Source organism: Streptomyces sp. NPDC055254, assembly GCF_053606025.1.
In genome coordinates, this window is sequence record NZ_JBSGQV010000014.1 from 144,609 (window position 1) to 159,053 (window position 14,445).

Annotated in this window: 10 protein-coding genes; 6 read left to right on the forward strand and 4 right to left on the reverse strand. The window is 69.8% G+C overall.

From position 1 onward, the window contains the following. Positions 1 to 52: 52 nt before the first annotated feature. Both ACWFQ8_RS16860 and ACWFQ8_RS16865 read right to left on the reverse strand, forming a co-directional pair. Complete coding sequence (locus ACWFQ8_RS16860; protein ID WP_453786980.1) at positions 53 to 835, reverse strand: MIP/aquaporin family protein; 783 nt, start codon at positions 833 to 835, stop codon at positions 53 to 55. A 312-nt stretch (positions 836 to 1,147) separates the two neighbouring features. Further along, on the reverse strand, positions 1,148 to 1,915 hold the full coding sequence (locus tag ACWFQ8_RS16865; RefSeq protein WP_453786981.1) for an IclR family transcriptional regulator: 768 nt from the start codon (positions 1,913 to 1,915) through the stop codon (positions 1,148 to 1,150). Between the two features lie 291 nt (positions 1,916 to 2,206). Between ACWFQ8_RS16865 and metH the strand changes: the two genes are divergently transcribed. The 4 genes from metH (at position 2,207) to ACWFQ8_RS16885 (ending at position 10,325) form a co-directional block, all read left to right on the forward strand. Next, the gene (gene metH, locus ACWFQ8_RS16870; protein ID WP_453786982.1) at positions 2,207 to 5,731 is read left to right on the forward strand and encodes a methionine synthase; all 3,525 of its coding nucleotides are present in this window, start codon (positions 2,207 to 2,209) and stop codon (positions 5,729 to 5,731) included. Between the two features lie 111 nt (positions 5,732 to 5,842). Beyond that, on the forward strand, positions 5,843 to 6,544 hold the full coding sequence (locus ACWFQ8_RS16875; protein WP_453786983.1) for an HAD family hydrolase: 702 nt from the start codon (positions 5,843 to 5,845) through the stop codon (positions 6,542 to 6,544). Positions 6,545 to 7,065: 521 nt separating this feature from the next. Then, positions 7,066 to 8,670, forward strand: a complete 1,605-nt coding sequence (locus ACWFQ8_RS16880; RefSeq protein WP_453786984.1) for an ABC transporter substrate-binding protein — start codon at positions 7,066 to 7,068, stop codon at positions 8,668 to 8,670. Between the two features lie 74 nt (positions 8,671 to 8,744). Then, on the forward strand, positions 8,745 to 10,325 hold the full coding sequence (locus tag ACWFQ8_RS16885; protein ID WP_453786985.1) for an ABC transporter substrate-binding protein: 1,581 nt from the start codon (positions 8,745 to 8,747) through the stop codon (positions 10,323 to 10,325). Between the two features lie 61 nt (positions 10,326 to 10,386). Here the strand turns inward: ACWFQ8_RS16885 and ACWFQ8_RS16890 are convergent, their stop codons facing one another. Both ACWFQ8_RS16890 and ACWFQ8_RS16895 read right to left on the reverse strand, forming a co-directional pair. After that, positions 10,387 to 11,061, reverse strand: a complete 675-nt coding sequence (locus tag ACWFQ8_RS16890; protein ID WP_453786986.1) for a response regulator — start codon at positions 11,059 to 11,061, stop codon at positions 10,387 to 10,389. 65 nt (positions 11,062 to 11,126) lie between these two features. Continuing rightward, positions 11,127 to 12,086: a RecB family exonuclease gene (locus tag ACWFQ8_RS16895; RefSeq protein WP_453786987.1), complete on the reverse strand. Its 960-nt coding sequence runs from the start codon at positions 12,084 to 12,086 to the stop codon at positions 11,127 to 11,129. 187 nt (positions 12,087 to 12,273) lie between these two features. Between ACWFQ8_RS16895 and ACWFQ8_RS16900 the strand changes: the two genes are divergently transcribed. Both ACWFQ8_RS16900 and ACWFQ8_RS16905 read left to right on the forward strand, forming a co-directional pair. After that, entirely contained in the window at positions 12,274 to 13,473 is a 1,200-nt protein-coding gene (locus tag ACWFQ8_RS16900; protein ID WP_453786988.1) for a site-2 protease family protein, read from the forward strand. Between the two features lie 18 nt (positions 13,474 to 13,491). Further along, complete coding sequence (locus ACWFQ8_RS16905; protein WP_150520350.1) at positions 13,492 to 14,388, forward strand: tRNA (adenine-N1)-methyltransferase; 897 nt, start codon at positions 13,492 to 13,494, stop codon at positions 14,386 to 14,388. The last annotated feature ends 57 nt before the right edge of the window (positions 14,389 to 14,445 follow it).

The window sequence follows — 14,445 nt, forward strand, 5'->3', positions numbered from 1 at the left end:
GTAGGCGGAATCAGGGAAGCGGTGCGGATCTTGCGATCCCTGCCGATGCTGATCAGGCGAACGCGATGTTGTACAGACCACCGGCGAGGGCGGCACCGACGAGCGGGCCGACCACCGGGATCCAGGAGTATCCCCAATCCGAGCCGCCCTTGTTGGGAAGCGGCAGCAGGGCGTGGACGATGCGCGGGCCGAGGTCGCGCACCGGGTTGATGGCGTAGCCGGTCGGGCCGCCGAGGGAGAGGCCGATGCCGACGACGACGAAGGAGGTGATCAGGACGCCGATGACACCGAGGCCCTTGCCGTCGTCCTGGAGGCCCTGGGTCAGGATCGCCAAGAGCAGGACGGCCGTGCCGATGATCTCGGTCGCCAGGTTCTGCACGACGTTGCGGATCTCGGGGCCGGTGGAGAAGACGCCCAGGACCGGGCCGGCCTGGTCGTGCGGGTGCGGGTCCTCGGGACCGAGCTTCGCGTCACGTATGTGCTCGGGGTCCGACAGGTGCACGCGGAACTGGCCGTAGTAGGTGATCCACATCAGGACCGCGCCGAGCATCGCGCCGAGCAGCTGTCCGGCGAAGTAGACCGGAACGTCGCCCCAGGCGCCGTCCTTGACCGCGATGCCGACGGTGACCGCCGGGTTGAGGTGGGCGCCGGAGAGCGGCGCGGATACGTAAGCCGCGATCAGGACGGCGAAGCCCCAGCCGAACGTGATGGCCAGCCAGCCCGCGTTGCGGGCCTTGGAGCTCTTGAGTGTCACGGCGGCGCACACGCCGCCACCGAGGAGGGTGAGCAGGGCGGTACCGATGGTCTCGCCGATGAAGATGTCGGAGCTGGACACCCGCGACTCCTTTGCCTTACAGGGGTGGGCGGACACCGGGTCCCTCCGGTGGGTCCGCGCACTCGGTGAGTGCTGCACCGGTCCTTGGCCTTGTCACACCCTAACGCGTATTGCCGGTAGGTGTTCGACAATGCCGACCGATGAACGGCAGTTTTCCGCCCAGGTGAAGAACGCGTCAAGGGTTGGTCGGGCCAAAGTGTCGGATCGTTACCGCGCGGTGCGATCGACCAAATCAAGCCATCCCATAGCCGCGATATGGCGAAAAGTGGGCAGAATGCGGCCAAGGTGTGGCCGAGAACGGTCTGTGCTGGTCTAGAACCGGCCCGCGCCGAGATCGCGTGAAACAGCGCGCGCGCAGTCCCGCACGGACGCCACGAGGGCCGCACGGGGCTCCCCGTCCTCGCCGCAGATCCGCTCGACGGCGCCCGCGACGGCCACCGCGCCGACCGGCATCCGGCGGCGGTTGTATATGGGCGCGGCCACCGAGGCGAGGCCGTCCCAGGTCTCCTCGACGTCGCAGGCCCAGCCGCGGGCCCGGGTCAGGTCCAGCACCTCCTCGAAGCCGGCGGCGTCCGTGACCGTCCGGGGGGTGAACGCCTCGCGCTCCACCTCCACGGCCTGCGTGTGCGCGACCGGGTCATAGGCGGACAGCACCTTGCCCAGGGCGGTCGAGTGCAGCGGCTGCATGGCCCCCACCTCCAGCACCTGGCGGCTGTCGTCGGGCCGGAACACGTGGTGCATGATCAGCACCCCGCTCTTGTGCAGCACGCCCACGTACACGCTCTCGCCGCTCGCCCGGGCCAGGTCGTCGGTCCACACCAGGGCGCGGGCCCGCAGTTCGTGCACGTCGAGGTAGCTGTTGCCCAGGCGCAGCAGCTCCGCGCCCAGCTGGTAGCGGCCGGAGGCCGGGTCCTGCTCCACGAAGCCCTCGGCCTGCAGCGTGCGCAGGATGCCGTGCGCCGTGCCCTTGGCCAGTCCCAGGGAGGAGGCCACGTCGGAGAGTCCCAGCCGGCGCTCACCGCCGGCCAGGAGCCGCAGCATCGCAGCTGCTCGTTCGAGCGACTGGATGTTCCGTGCCATCGTGCAGCCTCCTGCTGACGTTCTGTCCGTACTGACCAGGTGGATGTGGTTCGACAGATGTAGTTCGACAATGCTGAACACTATCGGTCGATGCCGACCTCGTGCAGACTTGGTCCGGTCTTCGGCGCACCGTCGCCCCGGCGACCGCCGACGGACCCCCGCCACAGAATGCAGTCCGCCACGTGGGACACCCGCCCCGGGGCGGGGGCCCCGCGGTTACCCTGACCGCGTGCACCCTTGACACCGAGGGGGTGCAAAGCCGACAGCCGTCGCATCCCAGGGAGCACATCCATGGCCTCGTTGCCGAACCCGCCCGCCGATCCCCAGACCCGGGCCGACGCCCTCCGGGAGGCGCTGGCCACCCGAGTCGTCGTGGCCGACGGAGCCATGGGAACGATGCTCCAGGCGCAGGACCCCACCATGGAGGACTTCCAGCAGCTCGAAGGCTGCAACGAGGTGCTCAACATCACCCGCCCGGACATCGTCCGAACGGTGCACGAGGCCTACTTCTCCGTGGGCGTGGACTGCGTCGAGACCAACACCTTCGGCGCGAACTTCGCCGCCCTCGCCGAGTACGACATCGCCGAACGCAACTTCGAGCTCTCGGAGTCCGGCGCCCGCATCGCCCGCGAGGTCGCCGACGAGTTCACCGCCGCCACCGGACAGCAGCGCTGGGTCCTCGGCTCCATCGGCCCCGGCACCAAGCTGCCCACCCTGGGCCACATCACGTACGCGAAGATCCGTGACGCCTACCAGATCAACGCCGAGGGCCTGCTCACCGGCGGCGCCGACGCGCTGCTCGTCGAGACCACCCAGGACCTCCTGCAGACCAAGGCCTCCGTCATCGGCGCCCGCCGCGCCATGGAGGCACTCGGCCTGAACGTCCCGCTCATCTGCTCCGTCACCGTCGAGACCACCGGCACCATGCTGCTCGGCTCGGAGATCGGCGCCGCGCTGACCGCGCTGGAGCCGCTGGGCATCGACATGATCGGCCTGAACTGCGCGACCGGCCCCGCCGAGATGAGCGAGCACCTGCGCCACCTGGCCCGTCACTCGCGCGTCCCGCTGTCCTGCATGCCCAACGCGGGCCTGCCCGTCCTGACCAAGGCCGGCGCCCACTACCCGCTGACCGCTCCCGAGCTGGCCGACGCCCAGGAGACCTTCGTCCGCGACTACGGGCTCTCGCTGGTCGGCGGCTGCTGCGGCACGACCCCCGAGCACCTGCGCCAGGTCGTCGAGCGGGTCCGCGGCACGGCCGTCACCCCCCGCGACCCGCGGCCCGAGCCCGGTGCCGCCTCGCTCTACCAGAGCGTGCCGTTCCGCCAGGACACCTCGTACATGGCGATCGGCGAGCGGACCAACGCCAACGGCTCGAAGAAGTTCCGCGAGGCCATGCTGGAGGGCCGCTGGGACGACTGCGTGGAGATGGCGCGCGACCAGATCCGCGAGGGGGCGCACATGCTCGACCTGTGCGTGGACTACGTGGGCCGCGACGGCGTCGCCGACATGGAGGAGCTCGCCGGCCGCTTCGCCACCGCCTCCACCCTGCCGATCGTCCTGGACTCCACCGAGGTTCCCGTCCTGCGGGCCGGCCTGGAGAAGCTCGGCGGCCGCGCGGTCATCAACTCGGTCAACTACGAGGACGGCGACGGCCCGGAGTCCCGCTTCGCCAAGGTCACCCGGCTGGCCCAGGAGCACGGCGCCGCGCTCATCGCGCTGACCATCGACGAGGAGGGCCAGGCCCGCACCGCCGAGCACAAGGTCGCCATCGCCGAACGCCTCATCGAGGACCTGACGTCCAACTGGGGGATCCGCGAGTCGGACATCCTCATCGACACGCTGACGTTCACGATCTGCACCGGCCAGGAGGAGTCCCGCAAGGACGGTGTCGCCACGATCGAGTCGATCCGCGAGCTCAAGCGCCGCCACCCGGAGGTCCAGACCACGCTGGGCCTGTCCAACATTTCCTTCGGCCTCAACCCGGCGGCCCGCGTCCTGCTGAACTCCGTCTTCCTCGACGAGTGCGTCAAGGCCGGACTGGACTCGGCCATCGTCCACGCGAGCAAGATCCTGCCGATCGCCCGCTTCGACGAGGAGCAGGTCGGCACCGCCCTCGACCTGATCTACGACCGGCGCACCGAGGGCTACGACCCGCTGCAGAAGCTGATGGCCCTCTTCGAGGGCGTCAACACCACGTCGCTCAAGGCCGGCCGCGCCGAGGAGCTCCTCGCCCTGCCCCTGGACGAGCGCCTCCAGCGCCGCATCGTCGACGGCGAGAAGAACGGCCTGGACGCCGACCTCGCCGAGGCCCTGCGGACCCGACCGGCCCTCGACATCGTCAACGACACCCTCCTGGAGGGCATGAAGGTCGTCGGCGAGCTGTTCGGCTCCGGCCAGATGCAGCTGCCCTTCGTCCTCCAGTCCGCCGAGGTCATGAAGACGGCCGTGGCCTACCTCGAACCGCACATGGAGAAGGTCGCCGACGCCGACGGCAACGTGGGCAAGGGCACGATCGTGCTCGCCACCGTCCGCGGCGACGTCCACGACATCGGCAAGAACCTCGTGGACATCATCCTGACCAACAACGGCTACAACGTCGTGAACATCGGCATCAAGCAGCCGGTCTCCGCGATCCTCGAAGCCGCGCAGGAGCACAAGGCCGACGTCATCGGCATGTCCGGCCTCCTCGTGAAGTCGACCGTGATCATGAAGGAGAACCTGGAGGAGCTGAACCAGCGCAAGCTGGCCGCCGACTACCCGGTGATCCTCGGCGGCGCCGCCCTCACCCGCGCCTACGTCGAGCAGGACCTCCACGAGATCTACGAGGGCGAGGTCCGCTACGCCCGCGACGCCTTCGAGGGCCTGCGCCTCATGGACGCCCTCATCGCCGTCAAGCGCGGCGTCCCCGGGGCCTCGCTGCCCGAGCTCAAGCAGCGCCGCGTCGCCAAGCGGGACACGCCCGTGCACCAGGTGGACGAGCCGCAGGAGGCGGGAGGCCGCTCCGACGTCGCCGTCGACAACCCCGTCCCCGCCCCGCCGTTCTGGGGCACCCGCGTGATCAAGGGCATCCCGCTCAAGGACTACGCCTCCTGGCTGGACGAGGGAGCCCTCTTCAAGGGCCAGTGGGGCCTCAAGCAGGCCCGCGCGGGCGGTGCGACCTACGAGGAGCTCGTCGAGAGCGAGGGGCGCCCGCGGCTGCGCGGCCTCCTCGACAAGCTGCACACCGAGAACCTCCTGGAGGCCGCGGTCGTCTACGGGTACTTCCCCTGCGTCTCCAAGGGCGAGGACCTGATCATCCTGGACGAGCAGGGCAACGAGCGGACCCGGTTCAGCTTCCCGCGCCAGCGCCGCGGCCGCCGCCTGTGCCTCGCGGACTTCTTCCGCCCGGAGGAGTCCGGCGAGACCGACGTGGTCGGCCTCCAGGTCGTCACCGTCGGATCGAGGATCGGCGAGGCCACGGCCAAGCTGTTCGAAGCCGACTCCTACCGCGACTACCTGGAACTACACGGCCTGTCGGTCCAGCTGGCCGAGGCCATGGCCGAGTACTGGCACGCCCGGGTCCGCGCCGAGCTCGGATTCGGCGGCGAGGACCCCTCCGAGGTCGAGGACATGTTCGACCTCAAGTACCGGGGCGCCCGCTTCTCGCTCGGCTACGGCGCCTGCCCCGACCTGGAGGACCGGGCGAAGATCGCCGACCTCCTCCAGCCGGAGCGGATCGGGGTCCACCTCTCCGAGGAGTTCCAGCTCCACCCGGAGCAGTCGACCGACGCGATCGTGATTCACCACCCCGAAGCGAAGTATTTCAACGCACGCTGACCCGGACCGACGTACACTTGTCGGTCCCATCCAGGCCGGTCGCCTGTTCCCCCGGTTACGTCCGCGGGGAAGAGGTGACCGGCCTTCTCGTCCCTTCCGAGAGGTGTGCGCATGACGAGCACCGTTCCCGCCCCCGTCGCCCGTACGGCCGACGACTCCGCCCTCCAGGCGGTGCTGCTCGACATGGACGGCACGCTGGTCGACACCGAGGGCTTCTGGTGGGACGCCGAGGTCGACGTCTTCGGCGAGCTGGGCCACCGGCTCGACGAGTCCTGGCGGGACGTGGTCGTCGGCGGCCCCATGAGCCGCAGCGCGGCCTTCCTGATCCAGTCCACCGGCGCCGCCATCACCGTCGGCGAGCTGAGCGTGCTGCTCAACGAGCGCTTCGAGGCGCGCATCGCCGACCGGGTTCCGCTGATGCCCGGCGCCGAGCGGCTGCTGACCGAGCTGGCCCGGCACAACGTGCCCACCGCCCTGGTCTCCGCCTCGCACCGCCGCGTCATCGACCGGGTGCTGCTCTCCCTCGGGCGCGACCGGTTCAACCTCACCGTCGCCGGGGACGAGGTGCCGCGCACCAAGCCCCACCCCGACCCGTACCTGCTGGCAGCCCAGGCTCTGGGCGCGCACCCCTCGCGCTGCGCCGTCATCGAGGACACCGCCACCGGCGTGGCCGCCGCCGAGGCCGCCGGCTGCCGGGTCGTGGCCGTCCCCTCGGTCGGACTGATCTCCCCCGCCCCCGGACGCACGGTCGTCGGCTCCCTGGAGGACGTCGACCTCGCGTTCCTGCGCTCGCTCATCAGCCCGCTGAACTGAGCGTCGCCGCCCCCGGAACGCGGCCACGCGCTGCTCACTGTTCGCGCACGCTCCGTACCGAACGGAACACGGTGGCCTCAGGGTCCTACGGGAGGATCTTCCGCCGGACGCCCCGGAGGCTGAAATTCCATCCTTTCCGGGGCGATTGTTCAGGGTGACCTTGGTCACCCCAAAAGCCCCCTAAGGGACGATCCGCAGGCCCCGGCGCCTTCCCTTGTGTCCGCATTGATCAGCTCCTGACCCCATCTGCGCGAACCCTCACGCGAACACACGGTCCGCTCCCATCACCGTGCGATTACGTCCCGAGTCCTGCCAGTTCAAGCCATCCCGTCCCAGGCCACTAATGTCGACGAAGGCACTGCGCCGCACCTCAGCCGACCCGGACACACACCCCTGTGCCGGTCCGGCGTGGACCGATCGTCACATCACCGGCCCGATCGTTCCGCCCTGAACGGGCGACCGCCGCGAAGTGCCCTTTACGCCGCTTTGAGCAAGTGCCGGTTACAGGGAGTACTTCCAGCATGAACCGCAAGACCATGGTGCTGACGGCTGCGGCCGGACTGCTCACCCCCGCGCTGGCCGCCTGCGGCAGCGCGAGCGGCGGAGGAGCCGGATCCGGAGCGATCGTCGTCGGAACCACCGACCGGTTCGAGGCCGCAGACTTCGCTCCCGCCCCCTTCGACCCGGCCTACGCCTACGACGCCGGCGCCTGGAACATCCTGCGCCAGACCGTCCAGACGCTGATGCACACCCCGCGCGGCGGCGGCCAGCCCGTCCCCGAAGCCGCCTCCGACTGCCGCTTCACGGACACCGGCAACGAGAGCTACCGCTGCACGCTGCGCCCCGGGCTGAAGTTCGCCGACGGCGACCCGCTCACCGCCGAGGACGTCAAGTTCTCCATCGACCGCGTCCTCGCCATCAAGGACGAGAACGGCCCGTCCTCGCTGCTCTCCACCCTCGACACCGTCGAGATCAAGAGCGCCGACACCGTCGTCTTCCACCTGAAGACCCCGGACGCGACCTTCCCGAGCAAGCTCTCCACCCCGGCGGCGGGCATCGTCAGCGAGAAGCACTACGAGGCCGGCAAGCTGCGCCCCGGCTTCGCCGTCGACGGCTCCGGCCCGTACACGATGAAGCCCGAGGTCAGGGACGGCCGCCTGGTGCGTGCCGTGTTCAGCAAGAACCCGAACTACAAGGGCGACCTCAAGCTGCAGAACAGCAAGGTCGAACTGCGCACCTTCCCGGACTCCGCCGCCGTGGGCAAGGCCCTCGCCGACGGCTCCGTCCACATGGTCTCCCGCACCCTGTCGCCCTCGCAGATCGCCGACTTCTCCGCCAGGCCCCCCAAGGGCGTCAAGCTGGTCCCGATGCCCGGCCTGGAGATCCGCTACCTCGGCTTCAACACCGAGGCCCCGGTGGTCAAGGACAAGTCCGTACGGCAGGCCCTCGCCGCCGCCGTCGACCGCAACGCCCTCATCTCCAAGGTCTACGGGAAGTCCGCGCAGCCGTTGTACTCCCTGGTCCCCACCGGTGTGCCGGGCCACGTCAACTCCTTCTTCAACAAGTACGGCGAGGCCAACACGCCCAAGGCCGCCGCACTCCTGAAGGAAGCCGGCATCAAGACCCCCGTCAAGCTGACGCTGAACTACAGCAGCGACCACTACGGCGACGGGACCGCGGCCGAGTTCGAGGCCCTCAAGGCCCAGCTGAACTCCACCCAGCTCTTCGACATCACCGTCCAGGGCAGCGAGTGGGCCGAATTCCGGCCCGCGCAGAAGAAGGGCGACCACGCCGCCTACGGGCTCGGCTGGTTCCCCGACTACCCCGACGCCGACAACTTCCTCGCCCCGTTCCTGGAGCAGGACAACTTCCTGGGCACGCCGTACGCCAACACCACGGTGCGCACCAAACTCATCCCCGAGTCCCGGCGCGCGGTCGACCGTACGGTCGCCGCCCCCGCGATCACGGAGATGCAGGACATCGTCGCCGAGGACGTACCCGTCCTGCCCCTGTGGCAGGGCAAGCAGTACGTCGCCGCACGCGACGGGATCACCGGAGTGGAGTGGTCGGTCAACGCCATCTCCGACCTCCAGCTGTGGGAGCTCGGCCGAGGTGTCAGCGGCTGAGACCGGCGGTAACCGGCAGCGGAAGTCGCAGGCCGGCGCAACGATTCGTCAAGACTGAGAAGGACGTTCGCGTGATGAGACGTAACCAGTGGCTGGCGGCCCCGCTCGGCGCAGCCACCGCCGCCGCGCTGCTCAGCGGTTGCGGTTCGACCGATGGCTCCAACGCCGGCAGCGGCAAGGGCGTGGTCATGGGCATATCCGACAAGGTGAAGTCCACCGACCCCGCCTCGGGCTACGACCCAGGCTCCTGGCTGCTCTTCAACAACGTCTTCCAGTCGCTGATGGCCTTCCCCAAGGGCGGCACCACCCCCGAGCCCGACGCCGCGCAGTCCTGCGCCTTCGAGGGCGGTGACAGCAAGGTGTACAAGTGCACCCTGCGCCCCGGCCTGAAGTTCAGCAACGGCAACAGCCTCACCGCGAAGGACGTCAAGTTCTCCTTCGAGCGCACCTTGAAGATCAACGACGCCAACGGCCCCGCCGTGATGCTGTCGTCGATCGACACCATCGAGGCGCCGGACGACAACAACGTCACCTTCCGCCTCAAGAACTCCGACGCCACCTTCCCGAGCAAGATCGCCTCGGGCGCCGGCGCCATCGTCGACCACCGCGAGTACCCGGCCGACAAGCTCCGTACGGACAACAAGGCGGTCGGCTCCGGCATCTACAAGCTGGACGCGTTCAGCGACAAGAGCGCCAGCTTCTCGGTCAACAAGTCCTACAGCGGCAAGGCCAAGGCCAAGAACACCGGCGTCACGCTCAAGTTCTTCAACGGCGACCAGGCCGCCCTCAAGACGGTCCTGGAGAGCGGCGACGTCGACTTCGCCTTCCGCGGTCTCGCCGCCAAGGACATCGCCGGCCTCGCCGCCGTCAGGACCGGCGACCAGAAGGTCGACGTCGTCCAGGGCACGGGCGCCGAGGTCGAGCACATGGTCTTCAACGTGAGCGACCCGGTCGTCGGCAAGCTCCCCGTACGCAAGGCCATCGCTTACCTCGTCGACCGCGAAGCGCTCGTCAAGGACGTGTACGCCGGCACCGCGACCCCCCTGTACTCCATCGTCCCCGCCGGCATCGCCGGACACACGACGCCGTTCTTCGACCGCTACGGCGGCAGCCCGCAGCCCGAGAAGGCCAGGGCCGTCCTCAAGGCCGCCGGCATCAACGGCAAGATCAAGCTGACCCTGTACTCCACGCCGTCCCGCTACGGCCCCTCCACCGACCACCAGTTCCAGGTCATCGCCAAGCAGCTCAATGACAGCGGCCTCTTCGAGGCCGACATGAAGTCCGTCGAGTTCGAGCAGTACGAGAAGGACATCGCGGACGGCAAGTACGGCGTGTACGTGAAGGGCTGGGTGCCGGACTACCCCGACGCCGACAACTTCACCCAGCCGTTCTTCGGCCCGGACAACGTGCTGCGCAACAACTACGACAACAAGGAGATCACCGGGACGATCATCCCGTCGACCTCCGCGAAGTCCGACCGCACCTCGGCGAACATGGACTACAACCGCCTGCAGGACATCGTCGCCGAGGAGGTCCCGATCCTCCCGCTGTGGCAGGGCAAGCAGTACGCCGTGACCCGCGAGAACGTGAACGGCCTGCAGTGGTCGCTGGACGCCTCCACGGTCTTCCGTTTCTGGGAGATCAGCAAGGGCTGAGCCACGCGCGACGGGCCGGCAACCGCTCCACGCGGCTGCCGGCCCGTCCCCGTGCCCGGCCCTAAGGGGTGGCGCCCGGACGCACCAGACCGCTCTCGTACGCGTACACCGCGGCCTGCACCCGGTCCCGCAGCCTCAGCTTCGTCAGCACATGCCCCACGTGCGTCTTCACCGTGGTCTCGCTCACGAACAGGTCCGCCGCGATCTCCGCGTTCGACAGCCCCCGGGCCACCAGCTTCAACACCTCGACCTCACGCTCCGTCAGCGTCCCCAACGAGTTCGGCCGGCTCTCCTCGCCGGACGGCAGGTGACCGGCGTACTTGTCCAGCAACCGGCGCGTGATGCTCGGCGCGAGCATCGCCTCACCCCCCGCGACCACCCGGATCGCCTGCACCAGCTCATTGGCGGGCGCGTCCTTGAGCAGGAAACCGCTCGCACCGGCCCGCAGCGCCTCCACCACGTACTCGTCCAGGTCGAAGGTGGTCAGCACCAGCACCTTCGCCGGCCCGTCCCGCCCCGGACCCGTGATCTGCCGAGTCGCCTCCACCCCGTCCATCCGCGGCATCCGGATGTCCATCAGCACCACGTCCGGCTGCAGCGCCCGCACCTGGTCCAGCGCCTGCAGACCGTCCCCGGCCTCACCGACCACCGCCAGGTCCCCTTCGGCCTCCAGGATCATCCGGAAACCGGTGCGCAGCAGTGGCTGGTCGTCGACCAGCAGGACGCGGATCGCCACGGAGGTCACCTCGTATTCGTCGGACGGCTTCGGCGGACGCCGCCCATTCTGCCCTGACCCGACGATCAGGAATCCGCCGGGAGCACCGCCCGCGGATCAGCCGGCGCCCGCTCACCGCCCACCCCGTCGCGCCCGGACCCCGACCCGGCCCCCACCGGACGCGGAACCACGACCAGGGGATAGGGCGGGGGAGTCCCCCCGAACTCCGGACACACCTCCTGGTGATCGCACCACCCGCACAGCTTCGTCGCCCGCGGCCGCCAGTCACCCGACTCCGTCGCCTCCCGGATCGCCTCCCACAGCGCGAGCAGCTTGCGCTCCACCCGCTCCAGGTCCGCGATCACCGGGTCGTACGTCAGCACGTCCCCGCTGCCGAGGTACACCAGCTGGAGCCGCCGGGGCACGACCCGCTTCAGCCGCCACACCACCAACGCGTAGAACTTCATCTGGAACAGGGCGCCCTCGGCGTACTCGGGCCGCGGCGCCTTGCCCGTCTTGTAGTCGACGATCCGCACCTCACCCGTCGGCGCCACGTCCACCCGGTCGATGATCCCGCGCAGCCGCAGCCCCGAATCCAGCTCCGTCTCGACGAAGAACTCCCGCTCCGCCGGCTCCAGCCGCGTCGGGTCCTCCAACGTGAACCACCGGTCCACCAGCGCCTCGGCCTCCTCCAGCCACCGCGCCAGCTCCACCCCTCCGTCCCCCTCCGGGAACAGCTCCACCAGCTCCGGCTTCGCCTCCAGCAACCGGTCCCACTGCCCCGGGATCAACGCCTTCGCCCGCGGCGCCGTCCGCTCCGCCGCGGGATGGTCGAAGAGCCGCTCCAGCACCGCGTGCACCAGCGTCCCCCGCGTCGCCGCCGCACTGGGCTTCTCCGGCAGCTTGTCGATCACCCGGAACCGGTACAGCAGCGGGCACCGCATGAAATCGCCCGCCCGCGAAGGCGAGAGCGAAGTGGGCGCCGCGGCACGCGCCACCGCGTCGGCATCTGCTGCGCCTGGCACGGCACCGGAACTCGTCGTCATGCGTAAAACCCTACGACCCGCCGCCGACAGCACACGCATACCATCGACTCCGAGCCCCCTCGCCCTGCATGATCGGAGCATCACAGCGCGCCACGGCGTGCCTGGAACCCCACCGGAACGGGCAGGGAACCCACAGAGAACCCCGACGGGGCGGACCCCGCCGGACAGCACCGAACGAAGGACAGCCGTGGCAGACACCGACGAAACCGGCGAGCGCGGAGGCCGGCGCTCCGGACCGGGCGGCGGCATCCTCATGGGCCGCCCCTTCGGCGTGCCCGTGTACGTCTCACCCAGCTGGTTCCTCGTCGCCGCCCTCATCACCTGGGTCTTCGGCGACCAGCTCGACCGCGTCCTGCCCGACCTCGGACCGGTCCGCTACCTCGTCTCCCTCTTCTTCGCCGTCGCCTTCTACGCCTCGGTCCTCGTCCACGAACTCGCGCACACCGTCGCCGCCCTCCGCTTCAAACTCCCCGTGCGCCGCATCCAGCTCCAGTTCTTCGGCGGCGTCTCCGAGATCGAGAAGGAATCCGAGACGCCCGGCCGCGAATTCGTCCTCGCCTTCGTCGGCCCGCTGCTCTCCCTCGCCCTCACCGGCGCCTTCTACCTCGGCATGAACGCCGTGGACCCCGCCACCGTCCCCGGCGTCCTCCTCGCCGGACTCATGATCTCCAACCTGCTCGTCGCCGCCTTCAACCTCCTCCCCGGCCTCCCGCTCGACGGCGGCCGCATGCTCCGCGCCGTCATTTGGGGCATCACCGGCAAGCCCATGGCCGGCACCATCGCCGCCGCCTGGATCGGCCGCGGCCTCGCCGTGGCCATCCTCCTGGGGCTCCCCCTGCTCACCCATACCGGCTTCCTCGGCAACCGCACCGAGGAGATCGGCGGCATGGACACCGTCATGGACGCCCTCCTGGCCGCCATCCTCGCCGCCATCATCTGGACCGGCGCCGGCAACAGCCTGCGCATGGCCCGACTGCGCGAGCACCTCCCCGAGCTCCGGGCCCGCACCCTGACCCGGCGCGCCATCCCCGTCGAGCACACCACCCCGCTCTCCGAAGCGCTGCGCCGCGCCAACGAAGCCGGCGCCCGCGCCCTCGTCGTCGTCGACGGCCTGGGCGACCCCACCGCCATCGTCCGCGAGACCGCCATCGCCTCCGTCCCCGAACACCGCCGGCCCTGGGTCGCCGTCAGCACCCTCGCCCAGGACCTCACCGCCGGCATGAAGGTTTCCGCGGAGCTCACCGGCGAAGAACTGCTCGACCACCTCCGCGCCACCCCCGCCACCGAGTACCTCGTCCTCGAACCCGGCGGCGAGATCTACGGCGTGCTCTCCACCCTGGACGTCGAGAAGGCCTTCGTGAAGGCCATGGCGCGGCCCCAGTCCTGAACCCAATACACTGGTCACATGTCCGAACCGACCGGTGCCGCCCGCCGACGCGGGCCCTTCGAGGTCGGGGACCAGGTTCAGCTCACCGACCCCAAGGGCCGCCACTACACGTTCACGCTCGAAGCCGGGAAGAATTTCCACACCCACAAGGGTTCCTTCCCGCACGACGAGCTGATCGGCGCCCCCGAGGGCAGCGTTGTCCGTACCACGGGCAACGTCGCATACCTCGCGCTGCGTCCCCTGCTCCCCGACTATGTCCTGTCCATGCCCCGCGGCGCCGCCGTGGTCTACCCCAAGGACGCCGGCCAGATCCTGGCCTTCGCCGACATCTTCCCCGGCGCCCGCGTCGTGGAAGCCGGCGTCGGCTCCGGCTCCCTGAGCAGCTTCCTGCTGCGCGCCATCGGCGACCAGGGCATGCTCCACAGCTACGAGCGGCGCGCGGACTTCGCCGAGATCGCCACCGCCAACGTCGAGCGGTACTTCGGCGGCCCGCACCCCGCGTGGCAGCTGACCGTCGGCGACCTCCAGGACAACCTGTCCGACACCGACGTCGACCGCGTCATCCTCGACATGCTCGCCCCCTGGGAGTGCCTGGAAGCCGTCTCCAAGGCCCTGGTCCCCGGCGGCATCCTCTGCTGCTACGTGGCCACCACCACCCAGCTCGCCCGCACCGTCGAATCCATCCGCGAGTTCGGCTGCTACGCCGAACCGCAGCCGTGGGAATCGATGATCCGCAACTGGCACGTCGAGGGCCTCGCCGTCCGCCCGGACCACCGGATGATCGGCCACACCGGCTTCCTCGTCACCGCCCGCCGCCTCGCGGACGGCGTCGAGCCCCCGCTGCGCCGCCGCCGCCCCTCCAAGGGCGCCTACGGCGAGGACTACGACGGCCCCGGCAGCGACCGGTCCGCCTGAGCGGCCCCACCCCAACACGACGGCGCCGCGGCGCAGTTCCCCCGACGATCAGGGAAC